Origin of the sequence: Edaphobacter lichenicola (assembly GCF_014201315.1) — a bacterium.
In the GTDB taxonomy this organism is placed as follows: domain Bacteria; phylum Acidobacteriota; class Terriglobia; order Terriglobales; family Acidobacteriaceae; genus Edaphobacter; species Edaphobacter lichenicola_B.
Genome location: NZ_JACHDY010000001.1, coordinates 237,841 through 254,533, shown reverse-complemented (window position 1 = coordinate 254,533; position 16,693 = coordinate 237,841). Strand labels below are relative to the sequence as shown.

Below are 16,693 nucleotides of genomic sequence, written 5' to 3'. Positions count from 1 at the left end.
GTGTCTGGCAGAGCGCGTTTTCTTGGCAGGTAACAAGATGACAGTCCGTTGACAACCTGGTGACAAGCTCCGCCGCACCAACTCGCTATGCTTTTCCAAAGAAACGGCGGGCATAGCGTGCGTACATCTCGAAAGATCGTCTTTTTCTTTCCATCGTTTGCCAGTTCTGAGGCGACGGCGCCACTCGGCATTTTGGCGGTAGCGACTCCGCTGATCCGTGCCGGCTTCGAAATCGTACTGATCGATTCGACTATCACGCCCGACTTCAAGAACCGTGTCTTGGAAGAAGTCAAGAATGCACTGTGTCTGGGCGTTTCTCTAGTGACCGGCCCGATGATCCGCGAAACCGTGGAGATCGCGAAGGCTGTGAAAGCATGGAGCCCGGACTTCCCGATAGTGTTAGGAGGATGGCATCCTTCATTGCTTCCAAAGCAGACGCTTGAGGCACCCTACCTCGACTACATTGTGCGAGGACAAGGCGAAGAGAGCTTTCTGGAATTGGTGCAGCATCTGCAATCAGGTTCCGCTCCGGACTTCGTTCCAGGTATCGGATTTAAACGCGATGGCAGGTTAGTCATGACACCGGAACGTCCACTGCGTCCGCTGGCCGAAATGCCTCCGAAGGCATACCACATCGCGGATTTCGATGCCTATGAGCGCAAGTGCGGACGGCGTTGGGCAATGTACACGTCTAGCCTCGCCTGCCCATTCAACTGCGCTTACTGCACCAACGCCGGCGTCTACGGACGCAAGTGGAACGCGCTGCCTCCGGAACAGTTTGTTGAAGAGACGGTAGATCTGAGCCGCAGGTATGCACTCGATATGATCTGGGTGGTTGACGACAACTTCCTCGTTGACATGGACCGAGCCCGAGGAATCGCAGACGGTCTGGTGCGCGAAGACTCTCATTTCCAGTGGAGCATTCAGGCAACCAGCAATGTGGTCGCACGGCTTACACCAGAGGATCTGCGCATGCTGCGTCGAGCGGGCTTGCAGCAGATCTGCCAAGGTGTGGATTCTGGCTCACCTACAGTGTTGAAGGCAATGAATAAGGATTGGCAGGATTTTGACTCCATCTACGAAAGCGCGGCACGCTGTCTGGAAGCCGGAATACGGCCGTCCTTTAATATCATCTTCGCATTTCCGGGTGAAGGCAGGAACGAACGGCGCGAAACTATTGATTTCATGATGAACGTCTGCCGAAGGTTTCCAGGCGCCGAATTCTGGACGAACATCTTCACCCCCTATCCCGGCTCACCGATCTTTTCAAAGGCCACGGAGCTCGGCATCGAGTTGCCGGCTTCACTTGAGGCATGGGCAGATTACTTCCCGCGGTACACACGGCTTCCCTGGCTTAATGGAAGGGAACACGACAGACTTCAGGTGACCCGGGATTATCTGCGCGTTGCATTCGACCGCATACCAATCGGAGCCGACAAGCGCGGTAAGATCACCCGACTGATGCAGAAGTGCATTTCGCTCCCCGCACGTTGGCGATTGGACCACGATATGTATCGCATGCCAGTAGAGCTCTGGCTCAACAACAAGCTAAAGCAATACACGGCAATGAAACCTGCCGTAGATGCTAAACGACTTGCGAACACACCAGCGGAGGCCGCGTGCTAGGCCGGCGCTGCATCGTCAAGTCCAGGTTCAGTGGGGCTTGCCGGCACGCCAACTTGATGCGCAGAGGTGATTCTTGGTAGACATTCTGCTCACACATTCGTATCACCTTGCCTACGATCAGAAGCAAGTGCGAAAGATGCAGCCTTACCGTCCGCTCGGCACCTTATACGCAGCGGCAGCTCTTCGCGATGCAGGTTTTTCTGTGGCTCTGTTCGATACCATGCTGTCGGATCCGGATATGGAGTTCAGAAGGTCTTTGGCGCACCACGACCCAAAGATTGTGGTGATTTATGAAGACGACTTCAATTTTCTGACGAAGATGTGCCTAACACGAATGCGAGAAGTGGCTTGGCACCTCACGGACGCCGCAAAAGAAAGAGAAATTCCGGTGATCGCGCATGGCTCAGATGCCACTGACCACCCCGAACTCTTCTTGAGTCATGGAATCGACTATGTACTGCGTGGCGAGGCGGAACAGACTCTCGTAGCCCTTTGCACAGACCTGATTAAGGGAAGAACGCCCACCGAGATTGGCGGACTCGTATGTATTGGAGACAGCGGTGACGCGACCTCTGGTGATCGAGCGCTCTCGAGAAATCCTGATTGGACCACCTTGCATCAGCCGCCCACCGATTTGACAGACTTCAGCTCGTACCGCCATGCATGGAAGAAAGCGCACGGATACTTCTCGGTGAACATGGTCTCGAGCCGTGGATGTCCATATCAGTGCAATTGGTGCGCAAAACCGATTTCAGGCAACAAATTTCAACTGCGTGCTGCATCTGTTGTTGCGGAAGAGATGAGGCAGCTTAAACATGAAGCGGGAGCTGAGCACATCTGGTTCAGTGATGACGTGTTCGCGTTGAATCGTCATTGGGTCCAGGAGTTTGTTTCAGAAGTCTCTCAAAGAGCGGCCGCGCTGCCATTCAAGATTCAGTCTCGCGCAGATCTGATGACTGAGGAAACGGTGGCAGCGCTGAGGTCGGCCGGTTGCGCGGAAGTATGGATGGGTGTTGAATCCGGTTCGCAGAGAATTCTGGACGCGATGGACAAAGGTCTGAATATATCCTCGGTCCGAGCGGCACGACAAAGGTTGAAAGAGTTCGGGATTCGTGCAGGTTATTTCCTACAATTTGGCTATCCAGGAGAACATTGGTCTGATCTGCAAGAGACCATCGCTTTCGTCCGCAATACACGTCCTGATGACATTGGGATCTCATTCTCATACCCCCTTCCTGGCACCGTTTTCTATGAGCGCGTGCGGACACAACTTGGGTCGAAACGCAACTGGGCCGATAGCGATGACTTGTGCATCATGTTTCAAGCAGAGTATACGAGCGGGTTTTATCGTGCTGTCCGCAATGCTCTTCACGCAGAAGTCGACGCCTGGACTCTCGATGGTCAGGGCTTCGAGGTGGCCCAGGCTTCCGTCGAACGACTGTGGAACGAGGTATCTCTTCTGGAGCCGATTAGTAAAAATCCAAATGCAATCGAACTTATCGCGACGAACGCGAGTGGGAAGACTCGGGTGAACCTGGTTCCCATTCATCAGCTCACTGGAGCAACGGGGGCATAGATGCTCGATCTTCTACTCACTCATGGATACTTCCTATTCGAAGACCCAAAGGAACGGCAGATCATGAAGCCTTATGCCCCCTTGGGAATTCTGTATCTCTGCTCGCACTTGCGTAGCCGGGGTTTTGACGTCGATGTATTCGACACGACCTTTTCAAGTCGTGGGCAACTATTCAACCACCTGCGCACAGAAAAGCCTTCGGTGCTCGGCGTGTACGCAAACCTGATGACTCGAAGCAATGTCGTTGAGATTCTTTCTGTGGCTCGAGAAGCCGGTTGGACGACCGTGGTGGGCGGGCCTGAGCCAGGCGCTTATTCGCTGGAATATCTCCAGGCTGGAGCCCACTTTGTAGTTGCCGGTGAAGGTGAGCTAACGATGGAGGATCTGCTCCTTGCGATTCGATGCGGAGAAAAGGATTTTTCCAAAATTGCCGGCCTATCGTATCTTGACATCGATGGGAACCTATGCCAGAACCAACCACGTGGACAGATTCAGAATCTTGATCTACAGCCGTGGCCTGCACGTGGCGCAATCGATATCCGTCGGTATGTTGAGACCTGGCGGACTCATCACGGCACTGGGTCGATAAACTTCATCACGGCACGTGGATGTCCCTTTCGTTGCAACTGGTGTAGCCACCAGGTCTTTGGGCAGTCCCATCGGCGACGTGATCCCATAAAGGTCGTCGATGAGGTGGCATGGCTGTTGGACGAGTACCAACCAGACATGGTGTGGGTCTCCGATGATGTGTTCACGATCAATCACGCATGGTTGCGCACCTATGCTGCTGAGATGAAACAACGTCGAATCCGCATTCCTTTTGAGTGCATCTCGCGTGCAGACCGGTTGAGTCCCGAGATGATGGACCTTCTGGCAGAGTTGGGCTGCTTCCGCATGTGGATAGGATCGGAGAGCGGATCGCAGCGCATTCTTGACGCGATGGATCGCGGCGTCAAGATCGAGCAGGTGCACAAGGCCGTGGAAATGTGCCGCGAGCGCGGTATCCAAAGCGGCATGTTCCTTATGTGGGGCTACGAAGGAGAAGAAATGGAAGATATCGAGGCAACAATTAAGCACGTTAGCACCTCGAAGCCAGACATCTTCTTTACAACCGTCTCGTACCCAATAAAGGGAACGCCATACTATAACCGCATTGCTTCTCGGATCGTTCAGATTTCTCCCTGGGGAAAAACCTCAGACCGTGAACTCGAAATCAAAGGGAGGCACTCGCGCGCCTTTTATACGCATGCAGACAGAGTGCTGCGAGATGAGGTCGCTCTAGCCCGAATGTTGGATAACTCACAAGGCGCCGACCAGACGATCGATCCGAGACAGGCAGCCTTGCTGCGGCAGGCCATTGCAAGCGAGCGCGCCGCTCTGCTAGCGACCTACGCCGAGGTGGAGCGGTGATGAATACTTTCGAAACCTCCACAGCCGGACTGGCATTTGACCGTCTGGCGACTACTTATGACTCGCTCTTCACATTTTCGGCGATCGGCAGATCACAACGAAAGGTTGTCTGGAAACTTGCGCTAAAAGCATTCGCAAGAGGCAGCCACATCCTCGAACTAAACTGTGGGACTGGGCAGGATGCCTTGTTTCTCGCCAAGGCAGGCATGACGGTCACTGCATGCGATGCCTCGCTGGGCATGATCGAACAAGCGCGCTACAAAATGGCTGCAGAGGCCCCGAGTGCCACTGTGGAGTTTATCCCTCTTCGTACGGAAGAGATCCGCACTCTGCCACAAACACAGTGCTTTGACGGCGTATTCTCCAACTTCTCTGGGCTGAACTGTGTTGGGAATCTGACTAGCCTCGCACAACAGTTATCCGAGCGGCTGCCATCAGGCGCGCCGCTTCTGCTGTGCTTTTCTACTCGGTACTGCTTGTGGGAGATCGTTTACTTTCTGCTGCGTGGGGATCCGCGCAAGGCGCTTCGCCGATGGAAGGGCGTATCAGAGGCACGCCTCGATGGTCTGGAGTTCCCTGTGTACTATCCGACGATTGCACAGTTGCGTAGCGCTTTCGCGCCTGAGTTTCGCCTTGTCTCAACGACTGCTGTCGGTCTCGCCGTGCCCCCATCCTATGTCGAATCCTGGGTGACGTCTCGCCCACGTCTTTTGAAGTTTCTCGAGGTCATCGATGAGACCGCACGCACCTGGCCAGGATTGCGTACTTTGGGAGACCACATGCTGTTACATCTGGAGAAAGTGCGGCCATGCCAAGTGTGATGGAACACCCAAATGCGAGTTGCGATAGAAGCGCTACAGATCTGATATCGAGGTGCCCACGATGCGATGACTCGCTCAAGGTCAGACAGAATCAGCGGGAAGAGAACGGCCTCATCTGCAATGGATGTCGCCATTCCGTGGTTCTTCGCGAAGGGATCTGGATTGCACTCAGCGAAGATCGCACGGCGCACTATTCCCAGTTCATTACAGATTATGAGATGATTCGCGCTGCCGAGGGGCGTGGCGGTCAAAACGCGGCTTACTATCTGGCACTCCCATACAAGGATCTTTCAGGCAAGAATCAGGCGCAATGGACAATCCGTGCGCGTACTTATTCCTATCTTGCTAAGCAGATTCTTCCGAAGGTTCAGACAGAAGCGGGAGTGAATGCACGCGTTCTGGATGTGGGCGCCGGTAACGGATGGATGAGCTATCGGTTTTCGCAGATGGGGCTTCGACCTGTTGCGGTGGACTTGCTGGTCAATGATCAGGACGGACTCGGTGCCGCAAAACATTATCACGAACACCTACAGGAGATGTTTCCGCGTGTACAGGCCGAAAGTACGGCCCTGCCATTTGCCTCTGCCCAGTTCGATGCGGTCTTCTTCAACGCCTCCTTCCACTATGCAGAGAGTTACGAGGCAAGCCTGCAGGAAGCGCTGCGCTGCCTTAGGAGCGGTGGAACAATCGTCGTGGCAGACTCGCCGTGGTACTCCAACGAGAGTAGCGGTGAGCAGATGATTGCGGAACGGCAGGCAGCGTTTCTTAAGCGGTTTGGCACATCTTCGAACTCAATTCGAAGCCTCGAGTTTTTGACAGACGAGCGGCTTAGAGATCTGGAAGAAAAGCTCGGCATCCGCTGGGAACGCCACAATCCGTTCTATGGATTCCGCTGGACGATGCGACCGTGGATTGCACGTTGGAATCGTCGCCGCGAGCCGTCACGTTTCCAGATTTATACAGCCAGGAAATCCGCATGATTCTTCTTTTTCATCCACGAGCTACAAGACCGCGCAACTGTCGGCTGCCTTTGGCGGTGCTCGCCCTTGCCGCCGTTTTGGAGGGGCGTGAAGAGTACGAGATCGTTGACGGCAACCTCGAGGAGAAACCGGTCGAAGCGCTATTGAAGCTTATCGACGCGCATCCGGTGCAGTTACTCGGTGTCTCCACTATGCCTGGACCGCAAATGGTCTCAGCCATGGAAGTTTCGCGTGAGATCCGCAAGTTGCGGCCACATGTAAAGATCGTATGGGGAGGATACTTTCCTTCGATTTATCCGGATGCAGCACTGAACGCCAGGTATGTAGACTTTATCGTGCGGGGACAGGGTGAGGATACCCTGCTGGAATTGATCGATGCGCTTCGGGGCAATCGCCCCCTGGATTCAATCCGCGGGCTTTCCTACAAAGATGCGTTCGGTCTGCATCGCAGCAATGCTGAACGTCCGATGAGAGGCCCGGATAGCTTTCCATGGTCTCCGTTCCATCGGCTGCCAGTAGAGAGGTATCTGCGGCCTTCCTTCTTCGGCAAGCGCACGGCAGTCCATCACGCTAGCATTGGGTGCCCTTTCAACTGCAGTTTCTGCGGCGTTCATGCGGCCTATGGACGCGACGAAAAGATGGAATCGCCGGAACGTACGGTGGCAATCCTCAAGCATCTGATCGACCAATATGGCGCGGACTCTGTGCAGTTCTACGATATGAACTTTTTCCTTCGCGAAGACCACGCACGCAAGCTCTGCGATCTGATGGCTCCCCTGAAGCTGCGGTGGTGGTGTGAAGGACGAGTAGACATCATGTCACGATACTCGGACGAGACGATGGCCGCAATTGCCGGTGCAGGTTGCGCGATGATCTTCTTTGGTGCCGAGTCCGGCTCCGATTGGGCATTAGAAGAAATGCAGAAGGGTATAACCACGGAACAAACCCTGACCATGGCCAAGCGGACGCGAAAATTCGGAATTATTCCTGAATTTTCGTTCGTGGTCGGAAACCCTAAAGATCCTGAACGGGACACGCGAGAAACTCTGAGGTTTATCCGAAGGATCAAACGAATTAATCCGGACTCGGAGATCATCGTCCAGCACTACACACCCACTCCGCAGAAAGGCTCTATGTACGGGGATGTGGACGACAAGATTTCCTTTCCCGACAGCCCGGCAGGATGGGCGACAAAACGGTGGATGGACTTCACTCTTCGCATCGACACTAGTGCCCCTTGGCTGAAATCCACGACGAAGGAGCTGATCGACAACTTCGAATTAGTTGTAGCATCTCGATGGCCTACCGTTCAGGACATTCGCGCGCCTAAGTGGAGCCGCATTCTACTGAAAACCTTAAGCTCATGGCGGTATACGCTGCAGGTGTACAGCTATCCGGTTGAGTTGCAGTGGGCGAACAGCTTTATCAAGCTACGCAAGCCAAAGCGGGAAAGCCTGTGAGGATCGCTGAGTGTGGAACAAAGACGGAAAACGAACATGCCTTCGCAGCTTGGGCGAAAGTATATGACAAGCAGCCGAATCCGCTGCTTGCGCTTGAGGAACGTTATTTCGCTCATCTTCTGCCGCACACGAAAGACCGGCATGTTTTAGATGTAGGCTGTGGCAGTGGAAGATGGCTGTCGCGTTTCGTGCACGGCGAACCAGCCTCGTTGCATGGTCTCGATAGTTCCAGCGAGATGATTGATATAGCCGCTCGCAAAGAGCTTTCGGATACGGAACTGATCCATGCCGCACTTCCTATTATCCCGATTGCGTCCGGCAGCAAGGATCTGGTACTCGCCTCGTTCGTTCTGAGTTATGTGGAAGATCTCGAACTATGTGCGTCCGAATTAGCGCGAGTCATCCGTCCTGGTGGAGATTTATTTCTGTCAGACATGCATCCGGGCACCGCGGCTACACTTGGCTGGAAACGTGGCTTTGATACTCCCGTCCAGACATACAGACTCAAAGCACATACTCGGCCCCTGACCGATCTGATCAGCACGTTTGTCGCTCATGGTTTCGCGATTGTCGTGTGCCTCGAACCGCCGTTCGACGAGAGTGACCATGAATTGTTCATGACGGCGGGCAAAGAGGCAGCGTGGCAGCAAGCGGCTGGAAATCCTGCAATCTACTTGCTTCATCTTCGCAGGATGTCCGCGTCTTCACCTGCAATTAGGGAGTATGAAGATCTTCATCTGCGAGGCGCGCAATGCGTTTTGGGCGCACATGAGAGTCTTGCAACCTCTGTCACCGTGGACAGCGGACTAGTTGCTTCAATTGCGACAGAAACTGCACAGACGGCCAGTAGAAACGGAACGAATCAAATTGACCTGACTGGATATCTCGTCTTTCCGGGGCTGGTGAATGCACACGATCACCTTGAGTTTGCGCTCTTTCCCCGGTTGGGCTCTCCTCCATACGAGAACGCGACCGAGTGGGCGCTGGATATTCAAGTGAAGGAGGCCGAGAAGATTGCGCTTCACAAAAAAGTGCCGAAAGACGTTCGCCTGTGGTGGGGTGGCATCCGCAACCTGCTGTGCGGGGTCACCACCGTATGTCAGCACAACCCGGTCGATCCGTTGCTGCTGACTAGGGACTTTCCCATACGGGTGATCACAAACTACGGATGGGACCACTCGCTGGCATTCGCAAAAGATATCCGGTCCGCCCTAGAGGATACTCCCGCCAATGCTCCCTTTCTCATCCATGCGTGCGAAGGTGTCGATCATGTTGCAGCCGAAGAGTTATACATACTCGATGCTGTTGGCGCGATCGAGGAGCGTACCGTCCTCATACATGGATTAGCACTGGATGCCAAAGGCGCGGCACTCCTGAATGAGCGCCGCTCTGCCTTGGTAATTTGTCCTTCTTCAAACAGCTTTCTCTTCGAAAAGGCCCTCACACGTGAACTATTACATTCCATCGAGAGGCTTGGACTTGGGAGCGACTCACCGTTGACTTCAAACGGTGATCTTCTAGATGAGATTCGTTTTACTAGGTGGGCCTGCGACCTTAACGATGACAGACTCTTCTCAATGGTTACTGATGAAGCCGCACAGCTTTTACGTCTGCAGGGTGGTGAGGGTTCACTGCGCGAAGGTGCCGTAGCCGACCTTATTGCTGTAACTCAGCGAGCTGGAAGCCCAGCACATATTTTGAGTGAGTTGAGTTGGCGGGATGTGGAGTTGGTGATTGTCGGCGGCTTGGTACAACTAGCTTCATCTGAAATCTTCGACAGGCTCACAGCACAGATGAGGCGAGCACTTGTCCCGCTCATGATTGAGAAGGAAGTCCGTTGGCTGCGTGCTCCCGCCACAGTGTTGCTCGAAGCAACGGAGAATGTTCTGGGTGACGGTAACGTTCGTGTCGGCGGTCTCCGAGTTTCCAGAATGCAGGTATAAGCCATGTCGACGAACCCGCTACCCGACATAAGTTTTACCGCAGGAGATGCCATGTCAGTTAAATTGGAAGCAAAGGCGCAACTTTCTCACGCGTTGCCGCATAAACTCACATCGCTCCCGATTTTATTGCTGAACATGCATGAGAACTGCAACTGCCGCTGCCTTATGTGCGATATTTGGAAAAGGCCGCCTGGCTTGGGGCTCGACCTCGCAAGCTTCAGACACCACCGTGATTCCATTATGGCCCTGGGAGTACAGCAGGTCGTACTGACGGGAGGCGAGCCCCTGCTTCACTCGAACTTTGAGGCATTATGTAGCTTTCTCAAGAGCTGCGGGGCCCGAGTTACTCTTTTGACGACCGGACTGCTGCTTGAGAAACGAGCGGATATCGTAGCAAGGTCCGTGGATGAAATCATCATTTCGCTTGACGGCCCAGAAGCGATCCATGATCGTATCAGGCGGGTAATTCGAGGCTTTGATCTAATTCGGGCGGGCATACTAGCGATTCGGTGCCATCGGCCGGGGATATCGATCCAAGCCCGTAGTACAGTGCAGCGTGCCAACTTTCTCTTTTTGCGCGAGACGGTAGCCGCGGCGAAACGGCTGGGCTTTGATTCCATCTCTTTTCTGGCGACTGACGTATCGTCGCACGCATTCAACCGAGAGCTCATTTGGCCCGGAGAACGGCAGAGCGAGGTCGCGCTGACACGGTCAGAAATAGCGTGCCTTGAAGTCGAGATCGAACTGCTGCTCGAACAATTCCGCGACGAAATCGCTCGGCGCTACATCGTAGAGCCGCCCGAGAAGCTACGACATATCGTGCGCCGATTTCGCGAACATCTGGGCGAGCTGACGCCAGTGTCGCCTGTCTGCAACGCACCCTGGGTTTCCGCGGTAATGGAGGTCGACGGGTCTATTCGGCCTTGTTTTTTTCATCATAAGATTGGCACGGTCGAGAGGGGCTCGTTAGAAGACGCCGTTAATTCTGAAGAGGCGCAGCAATTCCGGCGCACATTAGACGTTGCCCGAAACCCAACATGTCAGCGATGTGTTTGCTCGCTCAACTACGCCAGACTTGCTGAAAACTGAGCCGTTTCACACCCACTTGTTCACCATCGCGTCGAGGGCGCGTACAACCTGTTTCCTCTTTGCATTTGCACGAGCGGGTGTGCGGAAATAATGCACGCTAACTCTTGCGAACAACCTCGAACGAATATCCGTCTGGGCTGAGGATTCAGGGGGTAGTTACGATTGGTTGCCCCCCAGGGATTCGAACCCCGATTGATCGGTTCAGAGCCGACTGTTCTACCATTGAACTAGGGGGCAACGTGCTTGGCGTGGGTGCGCTTTTGCGTCGCGAACAGGGTGCTCGCTGACTGCCTTTTATGAGTGTACGAGGTGAGGGAGAGAAGGTCAACGGCTCGACGGGTAGGATCTGAGACGAATTCGACGACTATAGGACAACGCGACACTCCACACTCATCCCACCCTGTCGTTATCGAACAGTCTGGTTGAGTTATTATCCTAATCTCAGGGGGTGCACTTTTCCCGGCTCCTATCCCCCTACCCGTCAACGGCTCGACGGATTCAGACGCCTTTGGGCGGGTTAGAATGCTGGGATGACTACGACCCTTGATGCTGTTGCTGCGGATTTTCTTGATGTTTCGTGTCGCCGGCTGGAGATGATGTGCGAGTGCCTGGTGGCTTGTCTGAAAAAGCTGACCTACGATCAGGTGTGGCAGCGGCAGGGGGCCCATGAGAATGCCGTGGGAAATCTTGTGCTTCATCTTTGCGGGAATGCTCGGCAGTGGGTGATGCATGGGGTGGGTGGGGCGGCCGATGTCAGGGTTCGGGATGCGGAGTTTAGTGCGGAGGGTGGGATGAGTGCGGAGGAGTTGATTGCACTGTTCCAGTCGACGATGGCGGAGGCGAAGGGTGTGATTGCGGCGGTGCCGGCGGGGCGGCTGTCGGAGAGGATTACTCCGCAGGGGCGCGATGTGAGTGTGCTGGAGGCGATCTACCAGGTGGTGGGACATGTGCAGCAGCATGTGGGGCAGATTATTTTGCTGACCAAGCAGATGACTGCTGGGGATCTTGACCTTACGATTCCTCGGCCCAGGTAGCGGTGGTGCCCCTCCCCTCCCCCCTCTGGGTATCTTGCAGGGAAGCTGTTTGTTTTTAGTGGTTTAAGAGGGGTGGCTGTCTGTAAGGTATTGATTGCGGGTTAGTTGTTTGCAAAATACTTGTAATCAATGAGTTAGATGGAGACATGAGAGGTGTTTGTTGAAATCTCTTCTATCTCTCCTTTCTGTTCTTCCTTAAGTATAGTTCGGTGGGGTTATCTGATACGCCACGTGGATGTTCTTTGGATAGAGAAGTTTAGGCTTGTTTGGGGCTTGACATGGGTTTTTGTTCGCGCTTTGGGATTTCCTTGCGGGGAAACAGCAACGGCAAAAGCAAATGCGGGGGTTTCTCCACTGCGCGGACCACGATGAGACTGTGGTCCGCTTCGGTCGAAATGACGATGTTGTTGGTAGGTGAGAGACAGCAGATCCCTGCGGGATGACAAAAAAACGGTGGTGGTTTGTGGTCACGTCGTGGCGGCTTGGTGGTGAGTTGTGGTCGCTAGGTGGTGGTTAGGTGGTGGATTGGCGGTGGCGGAAGGCGGCTACCTTGTTGCGGTTGCCGCAGGTGGCCATGCTGCACCAGCGGCGATGGTGGGAGCGGGTTCGGTCGTAGAACCAGAGGACGCACTCGGGGGCTTCGCAGTGGCGGACGAGGTTGAAGTCGCCGGTGGCGAGGAGCTCGGCGGCGGCTTCGGCGATGGGGGCGAGGATCTCTTCGGGGGTGCGCTGTCTCCACTGACGTTCGAGGTGGAGGGTTCGACCCTTGGCGGGCGATAGCTTGAGATGGCTCTGCGACTGGGCGAGGAAGGCGTTGAGGGGAGCCGGGTCGGCGCGCTTGCCGGCTTTTCTGGCTTCGACGAGTCGGCGGATTGCTTCGCGGAGAGTCCGGGCGCTGCGCAGGAGGGCGCCGGGCTTTGATCTTGCGAGGTCGTGCTCGACTGGCCAGCCAGCGCCGGCGAGCCACAGAAGTACATCCTGATCGGTCTGGAGGGAGTCTACGATTGTGCCGTTGAGAAGGAAGACGGTGTTGAGGAGATCGAGCGCAGGATGATCCCCTGCCTTTGGTGGCTCGATGGATGGAGGGAGATGGGTGGGTGTCGGCATGGGGATTTTTCTTCTGTTTTATTGTAACTTGTGAAACCTATCCTGCTGGGTTACATCTTACCTGTAACTGCTGAATGATGCGTTCAGCGGTTTCGCATAATTTGAACTACATGGGAGGGCGGAATGGATCGTCGAGGCTTTTTGGCGGGAGGCGGGAGTCTGCTTGCCCTGGCGGGTGCTGCTCCTGCTGCCCTTTCACAAGGTTGGTTGGAAGACACACGAAGTTTCGGGAGAGGAGAGAGTATGTCTACTAGTTCAGGAGTACCTGGTTCAAGAGTGACAGGTTCAGGAGTTCCGCTGACTACCGTTCACCGCGTTGAGGCCGATGGGGTGAGTGTGTTCTATCGTGAGGCTGGGCCGGCGGGTGCGCCTGTGCTGCTGCTGCTGCACGGCTTCCCTGCTTCTTCGTTTCAGTATCGTGAGTTGATTCCGCGGCTGGCGGATAAGTATCGGGTGATTGCGCCGGATCTTCCGGGGTTTGGATTTACCGAGGTGCCGGAGGCGCGGCAGTACAGGTACAGCTTCGATGCGCTGGCGAAGACGATGCTGGCCTTTACCGATGCGCTCGATCTGAAGCGGTATGCGCTATATGTGTTTGACTATGGCGCGCCGACGGGGTTTCGCATGGCGATGGCGCATCCGGAGCGGGTGACGGCGATCGTCTCGCAGAACGGGAATGCGTATGAAGAGGGGCTGGGCGATGCGTGGGGGCCGATTCGTAAGTACTGGAGCGATCCTTCGGCGGCGAATCGCGAGGAGGTACGCAAGGCCGCGGTCAGTTTTGAAGGGATCAAGTTTCAGTATGTGCATGGGGTGAAGAATCCTGAGACGATTGGGCCGGAGGCTTACTGGCTGGACTATGCGCTGGTGAGCCGGCTTGGGAATACCGACATTCAGCTGGATCTGTTTTTCGACTATCAGAACAACGTGAAGCTATATCCGAAGTTTCAGGAGTACTTCCGGACGTCGAAGCCGCCGCTGCTGGCGATCTGGGGGAAGAACGATCCATTCTTTATTCCTCCGGGTGCTGAGGCTTTCAAGCGAGATAATCCAAACGCTACGGTGCAGTTTCTGGACACAGGACACTTTGCGCTGGAGACGCATGTGGAGGAGGTTGCGGCCGCGATGAGGGAGCTGTTGGCGAAGAACGCTCGGTGATTCGCTTCGCTGGTGCCGCGGGCTGCGAATGAGCTAATCGGCCTGCTTGCTGCTCACAGGTTTGGGCTTCGGCTTGGGCTTGGCTTTGGCGGTCTTGAGATCGAGATTGAGCGCGACGGCAGCGCGGATGAGATCCTTCAAGGCCGCCTCATTGATCTTGTCGCCTTCGTGGATATCGATGGCGCGACGGACATTTCCTTCGAGGCTGGAGTTGAATAGACCGGATGGGTCCGGCAGCGCAGCTCCTTTGGCAAAGGTCAGCTTGACGACGCTCTTGTAGGTCTCTCCCGTGCAGACGATGCCTTCGTGAGAGAAGACGGGAGTGCCCATCCACTTCCACTCTTCGACGATCTCAGGGTCTGCCTTGTGGATGATGGCGCGGACCTTCGCGAACGTCTTGCCGCGCCAGTCGCCGAGTTCGTTGATCTTCGCATCGATGAAGGCAGAGGTTGATTCCACCGGGATGGCTTTTTTCATGTATAGCTCCAAACTCTTGGACGTAATCGTAATTTAGCTGCGCTCGGCTTGCTATTGGAGGCGGCTTTTATCGTGCCATCGGCCAAGCTACGACGATGACCCACAGGGCGTAACCAGCCATAAACAGCCTATTGGTCCATCCAACAATGCTGGATACATCGACTCCCAAGTGCTTCATGGTGACGGCGATGGCGATAGCCATTGCAGCCAGGCTCAGCCAGGTAATCGCCATGAGCGAAAGAAGTGGCAGGCCAATCCAGGTTTCGTGAGTCCGGAGCGCGAAGGATAAGAGAAGAGTCGCGACAAGCACACCTGGAACGCCGATCATAAAGGACACACCGTGCATGCGCCCAGAAAAGGTCATGGCTTCGGGTGCCGTAGATAGAGGATCCGTGCGGAAGGCGGCGCCCATCGCAAGTCCGGTGGCTGCCACCAAAAGGAAGATCAGACCTATTCGTCCGACAAGTGTCGATGTGTTCCCCATCAGGGCAAGAAACAAGGAGGCACTGGCAGCTGCGAACAGCGCGAAGCAGACGGTCATGAGCCAACCGAACCGGCCAATCGCATATTCGCTTATCATTTGACGCGATGGGTCCAAATCGGGGCGGAGTATGTGTAAAGCGCCCAGCGCGAGCAATGCTAGCCCTGCGGCAACTATCGCGCCACGGGCAGCGATGTGAGACGCGTCGGAAACGGAGGCAGTCGGAATCGTCACTCGATACCTCCTTGGCCGCGACTTGCGGGAAAGAGGAGGCCGATGGTGCGGCTTTGGGGTCGAAGGGCCCAGGATGCCACGGTGATACCGGTGAGGATGAGCGGGGCGAGGACGTGGAAGGCGTAGGCGCCGTAGCCGCCGACTGCTGCGCAGGATGCGGCTGCGCCGGTCAGGTCGAAGAAGATGCCGGCGTAGGCCCATTCCTTGAGGCGCGGATAGCGTGGCACGAGGATGGCGATGGCGCCAAGCACCTTCCAGATGCCCAGGATGGCGAAGAAGTACAGTGGGTAGCCGAGGACGGGCACGACGCCGTGGGGGTTGCGCTGAAACTGTATCAGCTGCCCGGCGCCGCCGCCTCCGATAAAAAATGCTATGAGTCCGGTCGTTGTCCAGTAAGTAATGTTTTTTGCTCTCGTGGTCATTGCACCTCTCCAAGGACACGCTCGAGGCCGCCGAAGAACTTCTGCCAACCGTAGTTTGCGCCCTGATACGCTGCCTGCTGATCGGGACCGAAGCCGGACTGCTCCATGCGTAGGTGGGTGCCGCCGTCGGCTGGAGTCAAGGTGAAGAGCACGACCCATTGAAGGCCGGCTTCGCCTCCTCCAACACCCCAGTTGTAGGAGAGACGTTGGAGTGGGTCGACGACGAGCACCTCGCAGTCGACGATGCCGTTCCAGTTCGGCATGGGGTCGGCGCGGAACTGGAACTTGCGCCCGACCACCGGCTCGAAGTCGTTGTTCATCATCCATTGCGCGAGGAGCGGGCTCTCGGTGAGTGCGCGCCAGAGCTTCTCCGGTGTGTGGGGGAAGACTCGCTCGATGACAAGGGTACGGGTACTCTCTGCTTCTGCTGGATTGGTCGTTGATCTCTGGCTCATGGCTCCATCCTTTCCAAAAGTGCTTCAAGCTTGTCGAACCGGTCGCGCCAGAAGGCGCCGTAGTGACGCAGCCAGTCGACCATGGGGGCCAGGGCATCGGGCTGCGCGCGGTAGTGAGTCTCTCGTCCCGCACGGCGATGCCGTACCAGCTTTGCGCGCTTCAGTACGGTGAGGTGCTTGGAGACAGCGGGCTGGGAGACGCCGGCAAAGCTGGTCAATGCGTGGACGGTCTGCTCGCCCTGCCGGGTTAACTCCTCGAAGATGGCCCGGCGGGTCGGGTCGGATAGGGCACGGAAGACGTGATGGGCGCTGGTCGGCTTCACAGGCAAAACCATAACTGTTTGGTTATGGATTGTCAAGAGAGATGTCACACTATTTTTCAATTGGCGAAGCTGAGGCCGCCGGCCATAGAGGCCACTC

The 16,693-nt window shown here is 55.6% G+C and carries 16 protein-coding genes and 1 tRNA gene; 10 read left to right on the top strand and 7 right to left on the bottom strand.

Going from position 1 to position 16,693, the window contains the following annotated elements:
* Nucleotides 1-117 precede the first annotated feature (117 nt).
* From HDF09_RS01055 to HDF09_RS01020, 8 genes are all read left to right on the top strand, one after another.
* A complete protein-coding gene (locus HDF09_RS01055) occupies nt 118-1,626 on the top strand; it encodes a B12-binding domain-containing radical SAM protein (protein WP_311718311.1) in 1,509 nt (502 codons plus the stop codon).
* Between the two features lie 136 nt (nt 1,627-1,762).
* Entirely contained in the window at nt 1,763-3,202 is a 1,440-nt protein-coding gene (locus HDF09_RS01050) for a B12-binding domain-containing radical SAM protein (protein WP_260180849.1), read from the top strand.
* Nucleotides 3,203-4,612 (top strand): B12-binding domain-containing radical SAM protein, encoded by a 1,410-nt coding sequence (locus HDF09_RS01045; RefSeq protein WP_183760415.1) that lies wholly within the window; start codon nt 3,203-3,205, stop codon nt 4,610-4,612.
* The gene (locus HDF09_RS01040) at nt 4,612-5,433 is read left to right on the top strand and encodes a class I SAM-dependent DNA methyltransferase (RefSeq protein WP_183760413.1); all 822 of its coding nucleotides are present in this window, start codon (nt 4,612-4,614) and stop codon (nt 5,431-5,433) included. Before HDF09_RS01045 ends, HDF09_RS01040 begins: the two co-directional genes overlap by 1 nt.
* Before the next feature lie 137 nt (nt 5,434-5,570).
* Nucleotides 5,571-6,413, top strand: a complete 843-nt coding sequence (locus HDF09_RS01035; protein ID WP_311718308.1) for a class I SAM-dependent methyltransferase — start codon at nt 5,571-5,573, stop codon at nt 6,411-6,413.
* Nucleotides 6,410-7,873, top strand: a complete 1,464-nt coding sequence (locus HDF09_RS01030; protein WP_183760411.1) for a B12-binding domain-containing radical SAM protein — start codon at nt 6,410-6,412, stop codon at nt 7,871-7,873. The genes HDF09_RS01035 and HDF09_RS01030 overlap by 4 nt, the downstream gene beginning before the upstream one ends.
* Nucleotides 7,822-9,816: a methyltransferase domain-containing protein gene (locus tag HDF09_RS01025; RefSeq protein WP_183760409.1), complete on the top strand. Its 1,995-nt coding sequence runs from the start codon at nt 7,822-7,824 to the stop codon at nt 9,814-9,816. Before HDF09_RS01030 ends, HDF09_RS01025 begins: the two co-directional genes overlap by 52 nt.
* 51 nt (nt 9,817-9,867) lie before the next feature.
* On the top strand, nt 9,868-10,905 hold the full coding sequence (locus HDF09_RS01020; protein WP_183760407.1) for a radical SAM protein: 1,038 nt from the start codon (nt 9,868-9,870) through the stop codon (nt 10,903-10,905).
* A gap of 163 nt (nt 10,906-11,068) precedes the next feature.
* On the opposite strand, the gene HDF09_RS01015 is transcribed toward HDF09_RS01020, so the two are convergent.
* Nucleotides 11,069-11,142 (bottom strand) — tRNA-Gln (locus HDF09_RS01015).
* 293 nt (nt 11,143-11,435) lie between these two features.
* On the opposite strand from HDF09_RS01015, the gene HDF09_RS01010 reads away from it, so the two are divergent.
* Nucleotides 11,436-11,939, top strand: coding sequence for a DinB family protein (locus tag HDF09_RS01010; protein WP_183760405.1), 504 nt, complete (start codon nt 11,436-11,438; stop codon nt 11,937-11,939).
* 513 nt (nt 11,940-12,452) lie between these two features.
* On the opposite strand, the gene HDF09_RS01005 is transcribed toward HDF09_RS01010, so the two are convergent.
* Nucleotides 12,453-13,046 carry a CGNR zinc finger domain-containing protein gene (locus HDF09_RS01005; RefSeq protein WP_183760403.1) on the bottom strand — a complete coding sequence of 198 codons (594 nt, stop codon included), beginning with the start codon at nt 13,044-13,046 and terminating at the stop codon, nt 12,453-12,455.
* Nucleotides 13,047-13,289: 243 nt separating this feature from the next.
* Between HDF09_RS01005 and HDF09_RS01000 the strand changes: the two genes are divergently transcribed.
* The gene (locus HDF09_RS01000) at nt 13,290-14,204 is read left to right on the top strand and encodes an alpha/beta fold hydrolase (protein WP_260180848.1); all 915 of its coding nucleotides are present in this window, start codon (nt 13,290-13,292) and stop codon (nt 14,202-14,204) included.
* A gap of 33 nt (nt 14,205-14,237) precedes the next feature.
* Here the strand turns inward: HDF09_RS01000 and HDF09_RS00995 are convergent, their stop codons facing one another.
* From HDF09_RS00995 to HDF09_RS00975, 5 genes are all read right to left on the bottom strand, one after another.
* Nucleotides 14,238-14,681, bottom strand: coding sequence for a DUF1801 domain-containing protein (locus tag HDF09_RS00995; RefSeq protein WP_183760399.1), 444 nt, complete (start codon nt 14,679-14,681; stop codon nt 14,238-14,240).
* Between the two features lie 67 nt (nt 14,682-14,748).
* The gene (locus HDF09_RS00990; protein WP_183760397.1) at nt 14,749-15,396 is read right to left on the bottom strand and encodes a DUF998 domain-containing protein; all 648 of its coding nucleotides are present in this window, start codon (nt 15,394-15,396) and stop codon (nt 14,749-14,751) included.
* Complete coding sequence (locus HDF09_RS00985) at nt 15,393-15,818, bottom strand: DoxX family protein (protein WP_183760395.1); 426 nt, start codon at nt 15,816-15,818, stop codon at nt 15,393-15,395. Before HDF09_RS00985 ends, HDF09_RS00990 begins: the two co-directional genes overlap by 4 nt.
* Nucleotides 15,815-16,273: an SRPBCC family protein gene (locus HDF09_RS00980; protein ID WP_183760393.1), complete on the bottom strand. Its 459-nt coding sequence runs from the start codon at nt 16,271-16,273 to the stop codon at nt 15,815-15,817. The genes HDF09_RS00985 and HDF09_RS00980 overlap by 4 nt, the downstream gene beginning before the upstream one ends.
* The gene (locus tag HDF09_RS00975) at nt 16,270-16,596 is read right to left on the bottom strand and encodes an ArsR/SmtB family transcription factor (RefSeq protein WP_311718302.1); all 327 of its coding nucleotides are present in this window, start codon (nt 16,594-16,596) and stop codon (nt 16,270-16,272) included. The genes HDF09_RS00980 and HDF09_RS00975 overlap by 4 nt, the downstream gene beginning before the upstream one ends.
* Nucleotides 16,597-16,693 lie beyond the last annotated feature (97 nt).